16 protein-coding genes are annotated in these 20,592 nt (G+C 72.4%); 6 read left to right on the top strand and 10 right to left on the bottom strand.

The window, feature by feature from the left end; all coding sequences use genetic code 11:
• Positions 1–47 precede the first annotated feature (47 nt).
• Positions 48–494 (top strand): MarR family winged helix-turn-helix transcriptional regulator, encoded by a 447-nt coding sequence (locus ACFUJ1_RS16830; protein WP_378646490.1) that lies wholly within the window; start codon positions 48–50, stop codon positions 492–494.
• Here ACFUJ1_RS16830 and ACFUJ1_RS16825 read toward each other — a convergent pair.
• The 5 genes from ACFUJ1_RS16825 to ACFUJ1_RS16805 form a co-directional block, all read right to left on the bottom strand.
• Positions 491–1,777, bottom strand: a complete 1,287-nt coding sequence (locus tag ACFUJ1_RS16825) for a diacylglycerol/lipid kinase family protein (RefSeq protein WP_378646488.1) — start codon at positions 1,775–1,777, stop codon at positions 491–493. The genes ACFUJ1_RS16830 and ACFUJ1_RS16825 overlap by 4 nt on opposite strands.
• A complete protein-coding gene (locus ACFUJ1_RS16820) occupies positions 1,774–3,468 on the bottom strand; it encodes a SulP family inorganic anion transporter (protein WP_378646486.1) in 1,695 nt (564 codons plus the stop codon). The genes ACFUJ1_RS16825 and ACFUJ1_RS16820 overlap by 4 nt, the downstream gene beginning before the upstream one ends.
• A gap of 77 nt (positions 3,469–3,545) precedes the next feature.
• The gene (locus ACFUJ1_RS16815) at positions 3,546–4,076 is read right to left on the bottom strand and encodes a hypothetical protein (protein ID WP_378646484.1); all 531 of its coding nucleotides are present in this window, start codon (positions 4,074–4,076) and stop codon (positions 3,546–3,548) included.
• Between the two features lie 95 nt (positions 4,077–4,171).
• Positions 4,172–5,371 (bottom strand): TetR/AcrR family transcriptional regulator, encoded by a 1,200-nt coding sequence (locus ACFUJ1_RS16810; protein ID WP_378646482.1) that lies wholly within the window; start codon positions 5,369–5,371, stop codon positions 4,172–4,174.
• A complete protein-coding gene (locus tag ACFUJ1_RS16805) occupies positions 5,371–6,564 on the bottom strand; it encodes a TetR/AcrR family transcriptional regulator (protein ID WP_378646480.1) in 1,194 nt (397 codons plus the stop codon). The genes ACFUJ1_RS16810 and ACFUJ1_RS16805 overlap by 1 nt, the downstream gene beginning before the upstream one ends.
• Before the next feature lie 136 nt (positions 6,565–6,700).
• Between ACFUJ1_RS16805 and ACFUJ1_RS16800 the strand changes: the two genes are divergently transcribed.
• Complete coding sequence (locus ACFUJ1_RS16800; RefSeq protein WP_378646478.1) at positions 6,701–8,263, top strand: AMP-binding protein; 1,563 nt, start codon at positions 6,701–6,703, stop codon at positions 8,261–8,263.
• Here ACFUJ1_RS16800 and ACFUJ1_RS16795 read toward each other — a convergent pair.
• The 3 genes from ACFUJ1_RS16795 to ACFUJ1_RS16785 all read right to left on the bottom strand — a co-directional run bounded on the left by ACFUJ1_RS16795 (position 8,251) and on the right by ACFUJ1_RS16785 (position 13,522).
• Positions 8,251–9,543, bottom strand: a complete 1,293-nt coding sequence (locus ACFUJ1_RS16795; RefSeq protein WP_378646476.1) for a TetR/AcrR family transcriptional regulator — start codon at positions 9,541–9,543, stop codon at positions 8,251–8,253. The genes ACFUJ1_RS16800 and ACFUJ1_RS16795 overlap by 13 nt on opposite strands.
• Positions 9,544–9,670: 127 nt before the next feature.
• Positions 9,671–11,509: an AMP-dependent synthetase/ligase gene (locus ACFUJ1_RS16790; protein ID WP_378646474.1), complete on the bottom strand. Its 1,839-nt coding sequence runs from the start codon at positions 11,507–11,509 to the stop codon at positions 9,671–9,673.
• Positions 11,510–11,521: 12 nt separating this feature from the next.
• Positions 11,522–13,522, bottom strand: coding sequence for a flavin-containing monooxygenase (locus ACFUJ1_RS16785; RefSeq protein WP_378646472.1), 2,001 nt, complete (start codon positions 13,520–13,522; stop codon positions 11,522–11,524).
• A 91-nt stretch (positions 13,523–13,613) separates the two neighbouring features.
• Between ACFUJ1_RS16785 and ACFUJ1_RS16780 the strand changes: the two genes are divergently transcribed.
• Both ACFUJ1_RS16780 and ACFUJ1_RS16775 read left to right on the top strand, forming a co-directional pair.
• Complete coding sequence (locus ACFUJ1_RS16780; RefSeq protein ID WP_378646470.1) at positions 13,614–14,783, top strand: acyl-CoA dehydrogenase family protein; 1,170 nt, start codon at positions 13,614–13,616, stop codon at positions 14,781–14,783.
• Position 14,784: 1 nt separating this feature from the next.
• Positions 14,785–15,918: an acyl-CoA dehydrogenase family protein gene (locus ACFUJ1_RS16775; protein WP_378646468.1), complete on the top strand. Its 1,134-nt coding sequence runs from the start codon at positions 14,785–14,787 to the stop codon at positions 15,916–15,918.
• Positions 15,919–16,021: 103 nt separating this feature from the next.
• Here the strand turns inward: ACFUJ1_RS16775 and ACFUJ1_RS16770 are convergent, their stop codons facing one another.
• Complete coding sequence (locus tag ACFUJ1_RS16770; protein WP_378646466.1) at positions 16,022–17,170, bottom strand: CaiB/BaiF CoA transferase family protein; 1,149 nt, start codon at positions 17,168–17,170, stop codon at positions 16,022–16,024.
• Entirely contained in the window at positions 17,167–18,486 is a 1,320-nt protein-coding gene (locus ACFUJ1_RS16765; protein WP_378646464.1) for an oxygenase MpaB family protein, read from the bottom strand. Before ACFUJ1_RS16765 ends, ACFUJ1_RS16770 begins: the two co-directional genes overlap by 4 nt.
• A gap of 128 nt (positions 18,487–18,614) precedes the next feature.
• Between ACFUJ1_RS16765 and ACFUJ1_RS16760 the strand changes: the two genes are divergently transcribed.
• Together ACFUJ1_RS16760 and ACFUJ1_RS16755 are read left to right on the top strand one after the other, a co-directional pair.
• Complete coding sequence (locus tag ACFUJ1_RS16760; protein WP_378646462.1) at positions 18,615–19,331, top strand: nitroreductase; 717 nt, start codon at positions 18,615–18,617, stop codon at positions 19,329–19,331.
• A 32-nt stretch (positions 19,332–19,363) separates the two neighbouring features.
• Positions 19,364–20,581 (top strand): acetyl-CoA C-acetyltransferase, encoded by a 1,218-nt coding sequence (locus tag ACFUJ1_RS16755; protein WP_378646460.1) that lies wholly within the window; start codon positions 19,364–19,366, stop codon positions 20,579–20,581.
• Positions 20,582–20,592 lie beyond the last annotated feature (11 nt).

The following is a 20,592-nucleotide window of genomic DNA, read 5'->3' as shown; positions in this document are numbered from 1 at the left end:
ATGCTCGTCAAGGGTCGAACAAGAAAGTGGCCGGATACCATGCGTGCATGACGTCCATGCCCGCTTCGGAGCGCCTCGGGTCCTACATCAAGCGCGCCGAGCAGGCCCTGACCGTCGCCAAGAACGCCGCGCTGAAGCCGGTCGGCGTCACCGTGCCGCAGTACTCGGCGCTGCTCTTCCTCACCGAGAACCCCGGCATCTCCGCCGCCGCGCTCGCCCGGCTCTGCGGCGTCACCCCGCCCACCATGACCACGATCCTGACCAACCTGCGGGAGCGCGGGCTCATCGAGCGCAATCCGCACGAATGGCACCGCAATGTGCTGGAGACCCGGCTGACCCCCCGCGGCGAAGAGGTCATGCGGGAGGCCGACGCCCGCGCGGTGCGGGTGGAGCGCGCCGTCGGCAAGGAGTTCACCGACGACGAGCGAGAGCTGTTCCAGGCGCTGCTGATCCGCTGCGCGGAGGCGTTCGACGCCACCAGGGCGGAACGCTAGTCCGCCGGACCGGCCAGCTGCAGCAGCCGCACCCAGTCGACCGTGGGTGCGGCGGCTCGCACACCCGGCCGGTTCGCGGGAACGCGCACGCGCAGGGCGCCGGGCTCGATGGTGCAGCGCACGGGGGTGTCGAGCAGCAGCGATTCCCCGTCGACGCCGACCGGGATCCGCGGGGCGGCGGCGTCGACGGTGACGGTGGTGGCGTCCAGGCGGGTCAGCCCGTCGGTGCGGGTGCGGCGCAGCAGCCGGATGGCGGCGCCGGTGCTCGCCACCGCGACCGCGGCGACGCCGAGCACGCCGCGGTCGAGCCGCTCGCGGCGGCTCAGCCCGGCCAGATCGCCGGAGCCGTAGGGGTTGTTGCTCACCAGGATCGCCTGCGGGGCGACGATCCTCGTCTCGTCCGCGTGCGCGATGAGCAGCGCCGAGTCGGGGCCGGTCAGCAGGTCGGGGAGCCGTGCGAGCACGGTGCGCGCCTTGTCGTCGCGGTAGGCCGGGTCCTCCACGATCTCGGCGTAGACGCCGAAGGAGGCGTTGTTGACGAAGGGGCGCCCGTTGATCCGGGCGAGGTCGACGCGCAACTCGACCCCGTCGGTGAGCGCGGTCAGCCCGGCGGCCGGGTCGGCGCGGTCCAGCCCCAGGTCCATGGCGAAGTGGTTGCGGGTGCCCGCGCTGATGACGAGGAACGGCAGCCCGTGCTCGGCCGCCACCCCGGCGACCAGCGCCTGGGTGCCGTCGCCCCCCGCCACCCCGAGCAGGTCCGCGCCGCGCGCGACGGCCGCCCTGGCGAGCGCGACGACGTCGATCGGCTCGGGGCCGTCCAGCAGCGCCACCTCGGCACCGAGCTCGGTGGCCAGGCGCGGCAGGTCGAACGCCACCACCTTCCCGCCGCCGGAGCGCGGATTCATGATCAGGAAGGGATGCTCGACATCCGGTGCGAGATGCTCGAGCACGGGGGAGCGCGGCGGGCGCAGCGCCGCCCTGGCGGCGAGCAGCGCCAGCACCGCGAACCCGGCGGCGAGCAGCACCACCCACAGCAGGTGCGCCCGCACGTACATGACCACCACGACGATCGGCGCCGCCACCGCCACCCCGACAGCCGCCGCGCGCAACACCCCGCGCCGGGTGAGCGCCCAGTACAGCGCCGCCACGGTCACCACGACGCCACCCGCCCCTACCGCGAGCAGCAGGACGGCGCCCCGCAACCCCGCCACCGCGATCGGGAGCACCGCGGCGACCAGCGCGCACAGCAGCGCGGCGCGCGCGAACCAGGGGCGCGCGCTCACGATTCCGCCCGCCGGCCGAACGCCTCGACCGCCGCCTCGACGGTCGGATAGAAGTGGCCGGGACCGAACCGGTCCCCGACGCCGAACCGGATGAGCCGGTCCTTGATCGGCCCCTTCATCTCGGCGAAGGCCAGCCGGATCCCCCTGCTCTCCAGGAAGCGGTCCAGATCGACGAGTTCGTCGACGGCGGTGGTGTCCAGCCCGGTGATCGGCTCGGCGGCCACGACCACCCACTCGACCGGCGTCGGCGCGCGCGCCACCACCGAGCGCACGTAGGAGTCGAAGATCTCGCCGTTGGCGAAGAACAGCGGCGCGTCGAACCGCACCAGCACCAGCCCGGGAATGCGGTGGCCGTCGGGGTGGCGTTCGATGTCGTGGAAGCCGGGGCGGGCCGGGGTGCGCACCAGCTCGGTGCGGTAGGGCTGCCAGGCGCGGACCACCACGGCCAGGAACGACAGCCCGATCGCGACCAGAATGCCCTGCAGCACCCCGACCAGCGCGACCCCGAGCAGCGCGGCGGCCGCCAGCGCGAACTCGACCCGGCTCATCCGCCACATCCGGACCAGCCCGCCGACATCGATCAGCGCCGAGGCGGCCACGATGACGACCGCGGCCAGCGTCGCGTCCGGCAGGTAGGCGGTGACACCGGGCGCTACCAGCACGAACAGCAGCACCGCTGCCGCGCCGACCACCCCGGCCAGCTGGGTGTGCGCGCCGCTCTGCTCGGCGACGGGGGTACGCGACCCGCTCGCCGAGATCGGGAAGCCGCCGAAGAGCCCGCCTGCGATGTTCGCGACGCCGATCGCCTTCATCTCGGTGTTGCCGTTCACCTCGGTGCCGTGCCTGGCGGCGAAGGTCCGCGACAGCACGCCGGTGTCGGCGAAGGCGATCAGCGCGATCCCCGCCGCCGGCCCGGCCAGCCGCCCGACCGCACCCCAGTCGACGCCGCCGAAGCTCGGCAGCGGAAAACCGCTCGGCAGCGCCCCCACCATGCCGATGTCGCCGGTCAGCCCCGCCGCCGCGGACAGCACGATCGCACCGACCACGGCGACCAGCACCCCCGGCACCGCGGGCAGGAGCAGGCGGAAGCCGACGATCACCGCCAGCGACCCGAGCCCGACCGCCGCCGCGAGCGGCTGCACCGCGCCGGAGCCGAGCGCGCGCCCGATCTCGGCGATCTCACCGAGCAGGCCGTCGGCGTCGACGGCGAAGCCGAGCAGCTTCGGTACCTGCCCCACCAGCACGATGAGCGCGATGGCGTTCAGGTAGCCGAGCCGGATCGGCTTGGAGAGCAGCTCGGTGACGAAGCCGAGCCGGAGGAACCCGCCGAGCAGCAGGATCAGCCCGACCAGCACCCCGAGAACACCCGCCAGTGCGATGGCGGTCGCCGGGTCGTCCGCGACGGCGAGCGGGAGCACGGCGGCGGCGATGAGCGGCGCCAGCGACGAGTCCGGCCCGAGGACGAGGATGCGCGACGGCCCGCAGAGCGCGTAGGCGAGCAGCGGCACGATGGTGGCGTAGAGGCCGGTGTAGGCGGGCAGCCCGGCGGCCTCGGCGTACCCCATGCCCGCGGGGATGAGCAGGGCGGTCAGCACCAGCCCCGCGGTGATGTCGTCGCGCAGCCACTCCCTGCGGTACTGCCGCGCGGTCACGATGCCGGGCAGCGCGGCGAGCGACGACAACGGCTTCATCGCGCCCGTCCTTCCTGCTCGACGCTGCCTCGAGTATCCGCCCTCGGTGCTCGCCGCGCCTCACCCATCGCGGGTGACTAGTGGGTGAGAATCACCTTCACCACGACCACCGCGGTAGCCGCGGCGGTGACGAGCAGCGCCTGGATCAACGTGGAGCGGTGCGGCTTCCGCCCCTGCAACCGCCGGACGACGAAGGCGGTGCCGCCGATCCGGACCAGCACGGTGCCCTCCGCCAGCAGCTGCGCGGTACGCGGTTCGAGCCAGCCGAACCAGGCGCAGGCCAGGATCGCGCAGGGCAGCAGCGCGGCGGTCAGGATGGGGAGCGAGTCGCGCAGCTCGCCCCTGCGGTCGACCGAGGTCAGCGAGCGGTTCTCCCGGATGCTCTGCCCGATGCTCTCCGCGAAGGCGTGCGCGACGAAGGTCGAGAGCGCCGCGCCGACCACGATCAGGATGCCCACGTGCCTCGGGCTGACCGGGATCGGGATCAGCGCGGCCAGGATCAGGACATTGCCGTAGACGTAGGCGCTGATCCGCGCGGCCGCCCGGTGCCGGTCGAGCGGTAGCCCGCCGGTGAACAGCGGGCGGTGCAGCAGCGCCTGCCTGCTCACCGGCGGGCGGGGGATCGCGGCACGGAGGCTCCTTCCGGGGAAGCTGCTCCCAGCGAACTACGCGGCGTGCGCCGTGTCGAGCGATCGCCCGGATATCACCCGATACGGGTGAGCACCGCCGCCCGCGCGATGGCCGCCAGCTTGGCGGCGACCCCCGGACGCGCGCGCAACCGCGGGTGCTGCGAGATATCGGTGAGCACCCCGATCGCCGCCAGCGCGAGCGCCCGCGCGTCCTCGGCGGCGAGCCCCTCGCTGCGGGCGAGGATCGCCTGCACCCACTCGGCGACGTACTCGCGCTGGGTCTCGCGCAGCGCCGTCTGCTCCTGCTCGGGCAGGTAGAGCAGATCGGCGGCGAGGATGCGCATGATCCGGCCGTGCATGCCGAGCGTCTGCCGGATGTAGCCGGCGATCAGCGCGTCGAGTACCTCGGCGGGGTCGGCGACCGCGGCCAGCGTCTCCGCGGTGACGTAGAGCAGCCCTTCGGCGCCGCGGTGCAGGATCGCCCGCAGCACCTCGGTCTTGCTGTTCGCGTACTGGTAGAGCGTGCTCACCGACATCTCCGCGCCCGCGGCGATGTCGTCGATGCGGACGTCGTAGAAGCCGCGCTCGTCGAAGAGCTCGGTGGCGGCGGCGAGAATTCGCTCGCGGCGCCCGGCCGGGAGCCGGGGCGCGGTGGCGGGCGGTGGCGGCTCGGTGGCGGCGGGCAGTTCGCAGGCGGCGATGGCGCGGGCGATGGCGGACTGCAGTTCGCGCAGCCGCTCCGGGGTGAGGGTGCCGCGGATACCGCTGGTGTTGGAGTACATGGTGAGGACGGCGAAGCCGAGCAGCTCCGCGTCGGGTGCGGACAGCTCGGGGCGGATGCCGCGGATGCCGTCCGCGATCCGCGCGGTCACCTGGACGAAGTTCTCCTCGAAGACCGCGCGCTGCGCCGGTTCCAGGTGCCGCTGCTCGCGGCGCCACAGGGTGGCCTCGTCGTGGTACGCGGTGAGGTCGCCGAGTCCGTCGAGCAGCAGGTCGAAACGCTGGCGCGGGGTGCCGCCCGCGGTGTCGGCGCGGATGGCGAGCTCGTCGACCATGGCCACCTGCCGCATCAGCGCGGCGACCAGGATGGCGTTCTTGCCCTTGAAGTGCCGGTAGACCGCGGGCCCGGTGAGCCCGACCGCGGCGCCGATCTGGTCGATGCCGACGTTCTGGTAGCCGAGCGTGCGGAAGAGCTCACCGGCGGCGGCCGCGATCTGGTCGGCGCGGCGGCCGCGGCGCGCGGGCGCCGGGGCGGTGTCGGCGGGGCGGGCCATCAGCGTCGTCCGGTCGGCTCGGTCATCGCTCCAGTTTCGCATTCCGCCGCGGCCGGAGTCAGCATGGCGTGCGCGAGGACCCGCAGCTCGGCGTCGATGTCCGGGTGGGTGCGGACGCGGCCGGTCTGGGAGAGGTCGGTGACAACGCCGATCACCGCGAGCGCGACCGCGCGGGCCTCGGTGGCCGGGTGGTCCGGGTGGCGGGCCCGGACGGCGTCGGTCCACTCGGCGACGTACTCGCGCTGCGCGGCGCGCAGGTCCCGCTGGGTGTCGTCGGGCAGGTAGATGGCATCGGTGGCGAGGATGCGCATGGTGCGCCCGTGCAGCCCGAGCGCCTGGTCGACGTAGGTGCCGACCAGGGTGTCGAGGGCGTCGTCCGCCCGCGCGAGCGCCTCGGCGGTCACGTAGAGCAGCCCCTCGGCCCCGCGCTCCAGGATGGCCCGCAGGATCAGCGTCTTGTTCGGGAACTGCTGGTAGAGCGTTGCCCCGGACATGCCGGCCGCGCGGGCGATGTCGTCCACGCGCACATCGTGGAAGCCGCGGCGGTCGAACAGCTCGGCGGCGGCGGCGACGATCCGCTCCCGGCGCCCGGCCGGAGTGCGTTCGGCCGGACGGGGTCTCGCGACCCCGGCGCCGCCGGGCGGCGCGCACCCGACGATCGCGCGGGCGAGCCCGCCCTGCACCGCGGCCAGCCGGGCGTCGTCCAGCCCGACGCGCATCTCGGGGGTGTTGCCGAAGAGCGAGAGCAGGGCCACCGAGAGCAGCTCCAGGCCGCTTTCGCCGAGGTCGGGCCGGGCGGCCGCGAGCGCGGATCGGGTGTGGCCGAGCACCTTCCCGAACGCGGCGCGGAACCGCTCGCGCTCGGCCGGGCGCAGGTGCCTGCGCTCGCGCCGCCACAGCATCGCCTCGTCGCGGTGCACGGAGTGCTGCTCCAGGTCGGCGAGGAAGCCGGCCATGCGCTGCCCGGGCGTGCCCGGCCCGTCGGCGGCCCGGCGCGCCATGTCCTCGACGAGCTCGACCTGCCCGATGAGCGTGCGCACCAGGATGTCGTGCTTGCCGGCGAAGTGCCGGTACACCGCGGGCCCGGTGAGCCCCACGGCGGCGCCGATCTCGTCGATGCTCACGTTCCGGTACCCGGCGTCGCGGAACAGCACCGCGGCCGCCCGCATGATCTGTGCACTGCGCCGAGTCATCCAGCCCCCTCATGTGTCGGAGTGGATATTAACAGTAAGCAGTATCTGCGCAGTAAATGACGCTATTGACTCGAGAGGGCATCAAAGTTTACATTCACTCGAGAGACCTGGATCACAGCTAGCGAGGAGTTTGGACATGTACCCCGGCCGACTCGTCTCCGAGCACCCCGACCGACCCGCGATCATCATGGCCGGTACTCGCGAGACGCTCACCTACCGGCAACTGGACGAGCGGGCCAACCGGCTCGCCCACCACTTCCGCGCCATCGGCCTGCGCCGTACCGACCCCATCGCGATCTTCACCGAGAACCACCTCGAGCTGATCGTGACCATGGCCGCCGCCGAACGCACCGGCCTGTACTACACGCCGGTGAACTCGTTCCTCGCCGCGGAGGAGGCGGCCTACATCGTCCGCGACTGCGGCGCGAAGGTGGTGATCAGCAGCACCGCGAAAGCCGAGGTGGCGTGCAGACTTCCCGGTTTGTGCCCGGACGTCGAGCACTGGCTCATGGTGGACGGCGCCGAGCCGCCGTTCCTGGACTTCGCGACCGTGCTCGCGGGCTACCCGGTGACGCCGGTGGAGCGCGAGCGGCTCGGCACGCCGATGTTCTACTCCTCCGGCACCACCGGGCGGCCCAAGGCGGTCAAGCGGCAGCTGCCCGATGTCGCGCCGGACACCCAGCTCGGCATCGAGGAGATGGGCAAGCGGCTGTTCCACATGCGCGAGGGGATGGTGTTCCTCTCTCCGGCGCCGCTCTACCACTCGGGCCCGCAGTCCACGATCTCCATCGGATTGCGGCTCGGCGCGACCCATATCGTCATGGAGCGGTTCGACGCGGAGGAGTTCCTCGCGCTGCTGGACGAGTTCCGGGTGACGCACACGATGGTGGTGCCGACCATGTTCTCCCGGCTGCTGAAGCTGCCCGCCGAGGTCCGCGACCGGTACGACCACTCGACGCTCGAGGTGGCGGTGCACGGCGCCGCGCCGTGCCCGCGCCAGGTCAAGCAGGACATGTTCGACTGGTGGGGGCCGGTGATCTACGAGTACTACGGCGGCACCGAGGCCAACGGCACCTGCGGCTGCACGCCGGAGGAGTGGCTGGCGCACCCGGGCACCGTCGGCCGCGCCTTCTTCGGCGAGATCGTCGTCCTGGACGAGAGCGGCGATCCGCAGCCGCCCGGCACCCCGGGGGACATCTGGTTCCGTGGCGGCAACAGCTCGTTCGAGTACCTCAACGATCCGGGCAAGACCGCCGAGGCCCGCGACCCCGGCGGCACCATGTCCACGATCGGCGATATCGGCTACCTGGACGAGGACGGGTACCTGTTCCTCACCGACCGGCAGGCGTTCGTCATCATCTCCGGCGGGGTGAACATCTATCCGCAGGAGATCGAGAACCTGCTCGTCACGCACCCCGAGGTCATGGACGCGGCCGTGTTCGGCGTTCCCGACGAGGATTTCGGCGAGGCGGTGCAGGCGGTGATCCAGCCGTTCGACCCGGACGGGGCGACGCCCGAGCTGGCCGAGCGGCTACGGGTGTTCTGCCGCGAGCACCTGGCCCGATTCAAATGCCCGCGCTCCTTCGACTTCATCGAGGAAATGCCGCGGCTGCCGACCGGGAAGCTGTACAAGCGGACGCTGCGGGATCGGTACTGGCCGGAGCCTGCCCCCGTCGGCGGGGCCGATCAGACTCCGTAGACGGCGGCGACGAGCAGGTCGCCGAGGAAGGACGCGACGGCGTCGATGTCCCCCAGGTGCGCCTCGCCGGCGAGCGAGCCCGCGATACTGCGCTCGATGGTCCACAGCAGTACCGCGGCGAACTCGCCGGCAGGCGGGCCTGCGACGGCGAGCCCCGCCGCGCGGTCGGCGTCGATGACGCGCTCGAGGGTGGCCGTCATGGTGGCGACGGTGTCCAGGTAGCGCAGGCGCAGCTCGGGGCGGCGCGGCCATTCGTGAATGGCGTTGCGCAGCACGCCGAGATCGGCCGGATCGAGTTCCAGCCAGGCGCTGATCGCCCCCCGGATGCCGGCGGGGTCGGTGCGGTCGGCCGCGGCGAGGTCGGCGAAGCCGCGCACGATGCGGTCGGCCACGGACTGGAACAGCTCGATGAACGCGTCGTCCTTGTTCCCGAAGTAGAAGTAGAAGGTGGCGCGCGAGAGCTTCGAGCGATCGAGGATCTTCGCGACGCTCAGCTGGTCGAGCGTCATCTCGCCGAGCAGTTCGCTGGTGGCCCGGAGCAGCGCCGCCTTGGTCTCGGCGTCACCACCGGGCGTCGCCGCCGGACGCTCCGGCGCGGCGACCGGCGGCGCGGCGACCTTCGCGCGTTTCCGAGCCCGCTCGACCGGGCGTTCGGCGCCGAAGATCCCGGCGAGGGTGAGTTCGGTGATCGCGGCGACCGCGGCCGCGGGCTCCGGAATCCGGGGATCGAGGCGGCGCTGCCCGACGTAGAAGCTCCGCTCGTAGCCGCAGACCAGGACCGTGGCCACCAGCTCGGCCGGCGCGCCCGCGGGCGCGCGGCCCGCGGCCCGCTCGTGCTCGACCTGCTCGCCGATCGCCGAAACGAAGCGCTGCAGCATGACGTTCCAGGCCGCGCCGAGTGCCGGGTGGCTGTGCATGTTCTCCACCACCGCGCAGATGAGCGGGCCGTGCGCCGACCACATCCCGATGGTGCGCTGCAGGTTCTCGTCCAGTGCCCGCTGCCTGGAGCGGCCGAGCTCGGAGTTCCACGGCCCCTCGGCGGTGTAGGTGTCGGTGAGCAGCCGCGACACCATCGCCACCACGACATCGAACTTGGAGGCGAAATAGTGGTAGAAGTTCGCCCTGGAGAGCTTGGCCTGCTGGATGATCTGAGCCACGGTCAGGTCGTGCAGCGACGTGGTGTGCAGCAGCTCCTCGGTCGCCGCGAAGACGGCGAGTTCGGCGGCGGCCCCGCCGTCATGGGCCCGGGGCCGTCGACGTGCTAGCGATTCCCTGTCCACCCGGCCACCCTAGTCGATGTCTGGACACGATGACCGGTCGACCTGTCTGCCCCGCTCCGCCCGGCGTGGTGGCCGAGCGGGTGAGTCGGCACGCGGTTCCTCACCCGCCCGGAGTCCGGAGGTGGCGTCACGCGGGTCGGGTGGCTTCCCGGTAGACGTCCTCGATGACGTCGGCGTACTTCGCCGCCACGCCGCGGCGCCGCAGCTTCATCGTCGGGGTGAGTTCCGCGGAGTCGGGGAGCCACTCGGTGCCGAGCAGGCGGTACGCCTTGACCTGCTCGACCCGGGAGAGCCGGGCGTTCGCCCGCTCCACCGCCGCGTCGACGGCGGCGCGCAGCCGCGGCTCCGCGACAAGGGCGGCGGGGGAGGCGTCCGCGATGCCGTTCTCCTCGGCGAAGATTCGCGCGGCGTCGGGGTCGAGCACGATGAGCGCGATATTGAACGGCCTGCGGTCGCCGACGACGCAGACCTGCCCGAGCAGCGGCGAGGCGCTCTTGAGTGTGCTCTCGATATTGACCGGCGACATGTTCTTGCCCGCCGCGTTGATGATCAGCTCCTTCTTCCGGTCGACGATGCGGACCCAGCCGTCGGCGTCGATGACCGCGATGTCGCCGGTGTGCAGCCAGCCCCGCGGGTCGATCGCCTCGGCGGTGCGCTCCGGGTCCCCGCGGTAGCCGCGCATCACGTGCGGTCCGCGCAGCAGCAGCTCGCCGTCCGCGGCGAGCACGGCCTCGGTGCCCGGCTGGGCCAGCCCGACCAGGCCGATCCGGATGTCGGTGGTCAGGTTGGTGAAGCCGAGCGCCCCGGTCTCGGACATGCCGAAGCCCTCCTGCAGCGGCAGCCCGACGGCGAGGAAGAACTCGTGCACCGCGGGCGCGATGGGCGCGGCCCCGGTCATCAGCAGGGCGACCCGGTCGAGGCCGAGCTGGGTGCGCAGCGGCCCGAAGACACGCTCCTCGGCGATGTCGAGCCGGGCGCGCAGCTCCGCCGGGATGTCGGCGCGCTCCTGGCCGAGCCGCACGGCGGTGATCGCCGATTCGACCATCGCCGCGGTTGCCGTCCGCTGCTCGTCGGGGAGCGAAGCGAAGCGGGTGAGCAGCGCGCCGCGCAGCTTCTCCCAGATGCGCGGCACCCCGAGGAACCAGGACGGGCGGGCCTGCGCGACCGCCGCGAAGACCGTCGCGGCATCGCGCACGGTGGTGATCGGCCAGCCGGTGACGGTCGCCAGGTAGTGCGAGAAGACCCGGTCCGCCGCGTGCGCGGTGGGCAGGTAGGAGATCGCCGCCCCCTCGGGGTCGAACGGGAAGCGGATATTGCACGAGTGCATGACGAACATCAGGTTCGCGTGGGTGAGCTCGACGCCCTTCGGGTCGCCGGTGGTGCCCGAGGTGTAGATCAGCGTGCCGATGTCGCCGGGCCGCACCGCCCGCCAGGTCGCGGCGAAGTCGAAGCCGGGCGGCCTGCGCCCGCGCAGCTCGGCCAGCGGGAGCACCTCGGCGCCCGCGACCGTTCCCGGCCGGTCCGCGTCGGTGACCACCACGTGCTTCAGCAGCGGCGCGCCGGTGCGCGCGACGACGTCGAGGAAGCGCTCCTCGGCGACCAGCACGGCGTTGCCCGCGTTGTCGAAGAGGTAGGCGAGCTGCTCGGGCGCGGAGGTGAGGTAGACGGAGAAGGGGGTGGCGCCCAGGTGCAGCGCCGCCATGTCGATGATGTGGAACTCGGGGCTGTTGGACAGCATGATCGCCACGGTGTCGCCGCGCCGGACGCCGAGCGCGGCGAGCCCCGCGGCGACCTCCTCGACGGCGGCCGCGTACTCGCGCCAGCTCAGCGTGCGGTCCTCGCCGTACGCGACGAGCGCGGGCCGGTCGCCGCGCTCGGCGGCGGTGGCCTGGAAGGCCTGCGGCAGGGTGGCGGCGGCTATCCCGGGCGCCGCACCGGGTGCGGCGGTCTCTACCAGTTCGGACATGGCTTCCTCACATCATCGGGTCGGCGTGGCCGCGACGGCGGCATCGCGGTGGGTGATCTCGAAGTCCGCCTGCCGCGGCGCGTTGACCCGTTTCCAGTAGTCGATGTAGCGCCACGGGCTGTTGGTGACGATGCGGCCGCGGCTGTTGCGGTAGTAGGTGGTGGTGCCGCCGAAGTCCCAGACCGTCCGCGCGAGCGCGTCGTCCAGTTCGCAGTTGTAGGCGTCGTGCGCGTCCTGCCTGACCTCCATCGCGGCCCAGCCGTTGTCGAGCAGCGCGGCGATCGCGGCGCTGACGTACTGCACCTGCATCTCGGTGCCCGCGATGACGGTGCCGCCGTGGCCGGTATTGGTGTTCGGGCCGTACAGGCAGAAGAAGTTCGGGAAGCCGGGCACGGTGATGCCGAGGTGTGCCCGGCCGTCGCCCGCGCCCCAGACGTCGCGCAGGACCCGCCCGTCCCTGCCCTCGACCCGGTACGAGGCGAGGACGTTCACCGCGTCGAAACCGGTGGCGAGCACGATGATGTCGGCGTCGTGGTGGTGTCCGTCCGCGGTGCGGATGCCGTCGGCGGTGATGGTGTCGATGGGCTCGGTCACCAGTTCCACGTCGTCGCGGCGCAGGGTGCGGAACCAGCCGCAGTCGATGAGCATCCGCTTCCCGTAGGGCGGGTAGTCCGGCACGCTCTTGGCGATCAGGTCCGGCCTGCCGTCGAGCTCGCGTTCGATGTAGGCGGTCAGCGCGGCGCGCAGCCGGTCGTTGCTTTTGTTCACCGCCCGGCCGAGGTCGGGGTAGCCGGGGTCCACCTGGAGCAGGCCCCACACCTTGTCGCCCATCCGCCAGAACAGCCTGGCCCGGTACCAGGCGAGGTAGAACGGCACGTGCTCGCAGAGGAAGCGGAAGGCGGCGGGCACCTCGCGGCCCTTGTTCGGGTGCGGCGTCGCCCACTGCGCGGTGCGCTGGAAGACGGTGACCTTCGCCGCGACCCCCGCCGCGGCGGGCACGACCTGCATGGCGCTGGCGCCGGTGCCGATCACCGCGACGCGCTTGCCCGCGAGCTCGATCGCCGGATCCCACCGCGCGGTGTGTACGGCGGGCCCGCGGAAGTCGGCGAGGCCGGGGAGATCGGGCACGCTCGGCTGGTTCAGGAGCCCGACCGCGCTGACCACGATGTCCGCGGTGAGCGTCTCGGCGGCGCCGCCTGCGGGCCGGACCGTCACCTCCCACCGCGCGGCGGTCTCGTCGTACACGGCGGCCTCGACCCGGGTACCGAACCGGATGTGCTCCCGGACGCCGTGCCGGTCGGCGAGCGCCCGCCAGTAGGCCGCCAGCTCGTCCTGCGGGGCGAAGTAGGTGGACCAGCCGGGATTCGGGTCGAAGGACAGCGCGTAGAGGTGGCTCGGGGTGTCGACGCCGCAGCCGGGGTAGACGTTCTCGTGCCAGGTGCCGCCCACCTCGTCGTTCTTCTCCACCACGACGTAGCCGATCCCGGCCTGCCCGAGGCGGATCGCCATGGCGAGCCCGGACACGCCCGCGCCGATGATCAGCACCCGGAAGCCGGGGTCGACCGGTGCCCGCGGCGCGCTGTGCCGGGGGAAGATCCCCATCTCCTCGCCGAGCAGCGTGCCGTACTCGGCCGGGATGGCGTCGGCGAGCAGCACCGACAGCACCCGGCTCAGCCGCTCGGGCGGCGGCTGCGCCGCCGGGAACGGTTCGCTGCCGTCCCGCCAGGCGCGCAGGACGGCGGCGGCCTCGGCGCGGATGCGCCGCCGCAGTTCGTCGGGGAAGCCGCCGGTGTCGTGGTCGCCGAGGTCGCGCGGGGCCGTCGGCAGGTAGGGGGCCTCGATCCAGCGGTCCTCGCCGGTCAGCAGCGCGAGCGCGCCGAGCAGCACCGGCAGGTTGGCGTCGGCGAGCGCGGCGTCGAGCGCGGCATCGGTGAAATCGGCCGTCGGCCGGAAACTCCCGGCAGGCGGGGCTCCCCAGTCGGGAGGCGAGAAGGGGGGAAGCGACTGCGACATAGCGAGACCATACAAATTGTTCAGACGTGGTGTCAATCACTTCGGCGAGGTATCCATACATTGTGTATGGATGGCATGTACCTTCACCGCTATGACGACTGTCGAGCAGCGCTCCCGCGGCGGGGCGATCTACGAGTCCGAGCACGAGGGTTTCCGGGCGAGCTTCCGCGCGTTCCTCGAGGCGAGCGTGGTCCCGGACTACCCCCGGTGGGAGCAGGACGGGATCATTCCGCGCGAGGTCTTCGCCGAGGCGGGCGGCCACGGCTTCCTCGGCATGGCGATCGATGCGGAGTTCGGCGGCGGTGGCGTCGACGATTTCCGCTTCAACGCCGTGATCGCGGAGGAGGTGTCGCGGGCGGGGGTGATGTCGCTCGGCATCAACCTGCACAACGACATCTGTGTGCCCTACTTCCTCCGCTACGCCACCGCCGAGCAGCGCGAACGCTGGCTGCCCGGCCTCGCCACGGGCCGGTCGATCGCCGCGATCGCCATGACCGAGCCAGGCACCGGCTCCGATCTCGCCGGTATCCGGACCACCGCGACCCGCGACGGCGACCACTTCGTCGTGCACGGCGCGAAGACCTTCATCTCCAACGGCATGAACGCCGACCTGGTGATCGTGGCCGTCCGCACCGAGCAGGGCGCGAACCGGCACGGCGGGCTCTCGCTGCTCGTGGTGGAGCGCGACACCCCCGGCTTCGGCCGCGGCCGCAACCTGGAGAAGATCGGCATGCATGCCCAGGACACCGCCGAGCTGTTCTTCGACGGCGCGCGCGTGCCGGTCGCGAACCTGCTGGGCGAGCCCGGCGGTGGCTTCGGCGCGCTGGTGTCGAACCTGCCGCAGGAGCGGCTGACGATCGCCGTGGCGAGCACCGCGGCCGCCGCCCGCGCGATCGAGCACGCGAGCGCCTACGTCCGGGAGCGCACCGTTTTCGGCAAGCCGCTGGCGAACTACCAGAACACCCGGTTCACCCTGGCCGAGGCGCACACCCGAACCGAGGTGCTGCGGGCCTTCGTCCTCGACTGCCTGCGCGAGCACGTCGCGGGGGAACTCACCGCCGAGCGCGCCGCGATGGCGAAGCTGGCGGCGACCGAGACCCAGGGCCGGGTCGTGGACGCCTGCCTGCAGCTCTTCGGCGGCTACGGCTACATGGCCGAGTACCCGATCGCCAGGGCCTACGCCGACGCGCGGGTGCAGCGCATCTACGGCGGGACCAGCGAAATCATGAAGGAGATCATCGGGAAAGCGATGGGGATCTGACATGCGCCGCACGCTCTTCGCCGACGAGCACGAGCAGTTCCGCGCCGCCGTCCGCAGCTTCCTGGAGAAGAACGCGGTCCCGCACACCGCTGAGTGGGAGGCGGCGGGCCAGGTCGACCGCGGCTTCTGGCGGGCCGCCGCGGCCCAGGGGCTGGTCGGCTTCGCCGCCCCCGAGGAGTTCGGCGGTGCCGGGTTGCGCGACTTCCGGTTCAACGCGGTGCTGAACGAGGAGGTGGTGCGCACCGGGACCGTCGGCGACGGCTTCTCGCTGACCAACGACATCGTGCTGCCGTACTACCTCGATATCGCCTCGTCCGAGCAGCAGCGGCGCTGGCTGCCCGGCATCGTCTCCGGCGACACGGCGATCGCGATCGCCATGTCGGAGCCGGGCACCGGGTCGGATCTGCGCGCCATCAAGACCACCGCCGTCCGGGAGCGCGACGGGTGGCGGCTGAACGGCGCCAAGACCTTCGTCACCCGTGGCATCCAGGCGGAGTTGATCATCGTCGCCGCCCGCACTCCGGAGGCCGACGGCTTCGGGCTGTTCGTCGTGCCGAGCGAGAGCGCAGGCTTCGAGCGGGGGCGCAAGCTGGAGAAGATCGGCCGACGCGCGCAGGACACGGCCGAGCTGTTCTTCCGCGACGTCCTGGTACCCGAGGAGAACGTACTCGGCGAACCGGGCAACGGGCTGCGTCTGCTCATGGGCAATCTCGCGCAGGAGCGGCTGTCGATGGCGGTGGTCGCGGTCGCCAGCGCCGAGCACGCGGTGCGGACCGCGCTCGACTACGCCAGGGAGCGCACCGCGTTCGGGCAACCCATCGGCTCGTTCCAGGCCAACCGGTTCCGGCTGGCCGACCTGTCGACCCGGGTCGGGGTGGCGCGGGTCTTCATCGACCGGTGCATCGAGGCGCGGAACAGCGGGGAGCTGACCGCCGCCGAGGCGGCCGGGGCGAAGTTCTGGACCACCGAACTCGAGTTCGAGGCGCTCGACGCCTGCCTGCAGCTGCACGGTGGCTACGGCTACATGGAGGAGTACGAGGTCGCCAGGCGCTGGCGGGACGCCAGGGTGCAGCAGATCTACGGCGGCACCAACGAGATCATGCGCGAGATCGTCGGCCGTTCGCTCGGGCTCTGACGAAATCGGAGGGGGAGCACTCGCCGAGTGCTCCCCCTCCGACGGCGCCGCACCACGTCGTTGTCGTGCGGAGACCGCGACCCCGTTGTCGCGGTGACGGACTTCAATCTGCGACGACTCCGCTGTCCACGAGCGCGGCGACCTCGTCGTCGGGGTAGCCGAGCTCGGCTAGCACGGCGCGGCTGTCGGCGCCGGGGGAGCGGCGCGGGCGCGGGGTGGTCGGCGGTGCGCCGTCGAAGCGGGGTGCGGGAGCAGGTTGCACCACGCCGCCGATCTCCACGAAGGTGCCGCGCTCCCGGTGGTGCGGGTGCTCGACGGCCTCGGCCAGCGAGAGCACCGGCGCGTAGCAGGTGTTGCTGCCGAGGAGCAGCTTGTCGAGCTCCGCGCGGTCGTAGCGCGCGATCCGCTCGGCCAGGACGCGCCGGTACTCGTCCTGGTTCTCGGTGTCGAACTGGTTGTCGCGCAGCTCGTCCGGCAGCTCGAGGACGTCGCACAGCTCGTGCCAGAAGGGCGCCTCGATGGCGCCGATGCTGACCCACCGACCGTCGGCGGTGCGGTAGACGTCGTAGCAGAAGGCGCCGGTGCCGAGCAGGTGGGTGCCGCGCTCGTCGGTGAACAGCCCCTCCGCCCGGTAGGTGTGGAACATCGCCATCAGCGCCGAGACGCCGTCGATCATGGCCGCGTCGACCACCCGGCCGCCCGCGCCGCCGCGCGCGGCCAGGATCCCCGCCAGCATGCCGAACCCGAGCAGCATGCCGCCGCCGCCGAAATCGCCGACCAGGTTGAGCGGCGGCACCGGCGGCTCGCCCCTGCGGCCGATCGCGTGCAGCGCTCCGGCCAGCGCGATGTAATTGATGTCGTGACCCGGCATCGATGCCATCGGGCCGCTCTGCCCCCAGCCGGTCATCCGGCCGTAGACCAGGTCCGGGTTGACCGCCGTGCAGTCCGCCGGGCCGACGCCGAGCCGCTCGGCCACCCCGGGCCGGAAGGTCTCGATCAACCCGTCCGCGTCCGCGCACAACCGGCGCACCACCGCCGCGCCCGCCGCCGTCTTCAGGTCGACCGCGACATGGCGCCTGCTGCGGAACAGCAGCGAATGGCCGTGCACCGCCCAGGGATTGCCGCCCGGGCGGTCGACGCAGATCACCTCGGCGCCGAGATCGGCGAGCATCATCCCGGCGAAGGGGCCAGGCCCGATCCCGGCCAGCTCGATGATCCGCACGCCGGCCAGGGGCGGGGCGGCGCCGGTCACGAGCCGGACACCACGGGCATGCCGCCCCGGTTGGCGGCGATGTCGGCGTGCACTTCCTCCGGATTCGCCACGGCGACGGCCCGGTGCCCCTTCGGTACCTCGATGGCCGCGTTGAAGGTGCGCAGGATGTCGAAGGCGGTCTTCTCGTCGTCGTGCGGGAGCAGCCTGCCGATCCCGTGCGCGGCCGAGACGAGCGGCCGGATCGCGGGCAGCACGTGCCGCCACGGCGTGCGCTCGGCGCCGAGCGCGGTGAGCACGTCGGCGGGGATCCAGGAGTGCAGCAGCCCGTAGGCGAGGGCGAGGCGGCGCTCGGTGGTCATGAACCTGGCGATCGGGCCGGGCAGCACCTCCACGTCGCCGGGCGGGTTCTCCACGCTGTAGGCGATCACCGAGTGCACGACGTCGCGGCACAGCTCGTCCGGCGGCAGCTCGATCAGGGTGTGCACCTCGGTCTTGCGGCGCGCGTCCGCGTAGTCGGTGTGCAGGATCTCCTCCGGGACGCCGATCACGTGCCCCACGTAGCGGCTGAGCGCGAACATGTCCTCGAGTTCGCGGTCGCTGTAGCGGAAGCCGGAGTTCTGCACGGCGTCGACGAACTTCACGCCGAACTGCCCGGCCTGGGTGACCATGCCGTCCAGGTTGTTGATCGGGACGCCCCAGTTCGCCCAGTCCCACGCCGCCGAGCGGCTCAGGCTGTGCCTGACCGCGGCGTGGATCATCCGCACCTTCGCGGTGAGCCGGAACCCCTCCTCGAAGCGGCCCATGCCGCCGGGGGTGTAGGCCGCGACGACGTAGCGGAAGCTCTCGATCAGCCGGGTGCCGACCTTGTCCGACTGCCGCAGCCTGCCGCTGAACAGCACCGGCCGGGTCGCGCTGTACATGGAGAAGCCGCCGGCGATGGTGGCCCAGGCGAGCACCGGCGGGACGATCGGCCCGGCCCGCCAGAAGGCGACCGCGCCGCGGTAGAGCTGGTCGAAGTCGACCCAGTCCGGGATCCGGTCGAGCTCGGCGAACAGGGCGACCAGCCCCGGGCTCGGGTCGGGCACCGCGTCGATGCCCTGATCCAGCGCGAGGTCGAAGGTGCGCCAGTTCGCGCCCGTCGACTTGTCCTTGAAGTCGAGCATCGCCCGGTAGGCGTAGTCGTCGGCGAGCAGGGCGTGGTCGGTGAGCCGCTCCACCAGCTCCCGGCCGTACATCGCGATGGCCCTGTCCCGGTTGGCGATCCGGCCGAGATCGATACCGCGGGGGAGCCCGGGGGGAACGTCGAGGTCGCCTCGGAAGGTGCGCTCGTCCGGGCGCGTAGCTGCGCTGGTCATGGTCCATCTCCTCGTTGTGACTGCCGTTACACCGAGGGTAGACGCAACCAGACACTATGTCTACACTCCGTGTCTGGCCTCGCTGTCGCAGCGAGCGCCCCACTGCCGCCTTCCGGTGAGGAATTCGCATGTCCCAGAGGCTCGACACCACCGTTCTCGCTCCCGACGACGAGGCCACCGCCGCCCTCGAGCGCCTCCTGCGCGCACGGTGGAGCTGCCGCGCCTTCGCTCCGGAGCCCGTGCCGCGCGCGGAGATCGACCGCATCCTGGAGCTGGCCGGGCGCTCGCCCTCGTGGTGCAACACCCAGCCGTGGCACGTGCACGTGACCGAGGGGGCGGGCACCGACCGGCTGCGCGCCGCGCTGGCCGCCGCCGTTGCCGCCGGTCCGGAGGCCGCGCCGGACATCCCGTTCCCCGAGTCCTACGACGGGGTCTACCGCGACCGCAGGCGGGTCAGCGGGTGGCAGCTGTACGACAGCCTCGGCATCGACCGGAGCGACCGGGCCGCCTCGGGCAGGCAGACGCTGCGCAACTTCGACCTGTTCGACGCGCCGCACGTCGCCATCGTGACGACGGAGCGCGGGCTCGGCGCGTACGGCGCCGTCGACTGCGGGATCTTCGTCTCGACCTTCGTTCTCGCCGCGCACGCCCGCGGAGTCGCCACGATTCCCCAGGCCGCGCTCGCCACCCAGGCCCCGCTGCTGCGCGCGCACTTCGGGCTGCCCCCGGAGCGTCAGGTGCTGCTCGGGATCTCCTTCGGCTACCCGCGGCCAGGGCACCCGGTCAACGAGTACCGCACCGAGCGGCAGCCGCTCGCGGAGCTGGCCACCTTCGTCGCCGAGTGAGCGACGCCCATCCCTTCGACAGAGGAGTTTTCATGCCGGACACGCAGGCGCTGATCTTCGACGCCGTCCGAACCCCGCGCGGCCGGGGCAAGAGTTCCGGGGCGCTGCACACGATCAAGCCGATCGACCTCGCGAGCGGGACGATCCGCTCGGTGCTGGAGCGCAACCCGGCGCTGGACCCGGCCCGGATCGACGACATCGTGCTCGGCGTCGTCTCGCCGATCGGCGAGCAGGGCGGCGACATCGCGCGCACGGCCGCGCTGGTGGCGGGGCTGCCGCACACCGTGGCCGGGGTGCAGATCAACCGGTTCTGCGCCTCGGGGCTGGAGGCGGTGAACCTGGCGGCGCAGAAGGTGCGGTCCGGGTTCGAGGACGTGGTGCTGGCGGGCGGCGTGGAGTCCATGTCGCGGGTGCCGATGGGCTCCGACGGCGCGGCCTGGATGGAGGATCCCGCCACGAACCTCGCCACCGGCTTCGTCCCGCAGGGCATCGGCGCCGACCTGATCGCCACCATCGACGGCTTCGGCCGCGCCGATGTCGACGAGTTCGCGGCCCGCTCGCACGAGCTGGCCGCCAAGGCGGAGGCGGAGGGGCGCTTCGCGGGCTCGGTCGTCCCGGTCCGCGACCGCACCGGCCGGGTCGTGCTCGACCGGCACGAGACCATCCGCCCGGGGACCAGCGTGCAATCCCTCGCGAAGCTCCGGCCGTCCTTCGCCGCTCTGGGTGCCGAGGCCGGGTTCGACGCGGTGGCGCTGCAGGAGTTCCCCGAGGTCGAGCGGATCGACCACGTGCACCACGCGGGCAACAGCTCCGGCATCGTGGACGGTGCCGCCCTGCTGGTGATCGGCAGCGAGCGGGCAGGCGCCGAACTGGGGCTGACCCCGCGCGGCCGGATCGTGGCGACCGCGGTCTCCGGCGACAATCCGACGATCATGCTCACCGCCCCGGCGCCCGCCTCCCGCAAGGCGCTGGCCAGGGCGGGGCTCGAGGTCTCCGACATCGACCTCTTCGAGGTCAACGAGGCGTTCGCCGCGGTGGTGCTCCGCTTCGCCGCCGATCTCGGGGTCGACCTCGCGAAGATCAACGTCAACGGGGGCGCGATCGCCATGGGGCATCCGCTCGGCGCGACCGGCGCCATGCTCGTCTCCACCGTGCTGGACGAACTGCACCGCACCGGCGGCCGCTACGGGCTGGTGACGCTGTGCGTCGGCGGCGGCATGGGCATCGCGACCGTCGTCGAAGCCCTCTGAGCATTCCGGAA

Origin of the sequence: Nocardia sp. NPDC057227, from assembly GCF_042669725.1 — a bacterium.
Taxonomy (GTDB): domain Bacteria; phylum Actinomycetota; class Actinomycetes; order Mycobacteriales; family Mycobacteriaceae; genus Nocardia; species Nocardia asteroides_A.
The sequence above is the reverse complement of the archived record's forward strand: the minus strand, read 5'-3'. Positions and strand labels throughout refer to the sequence as shown.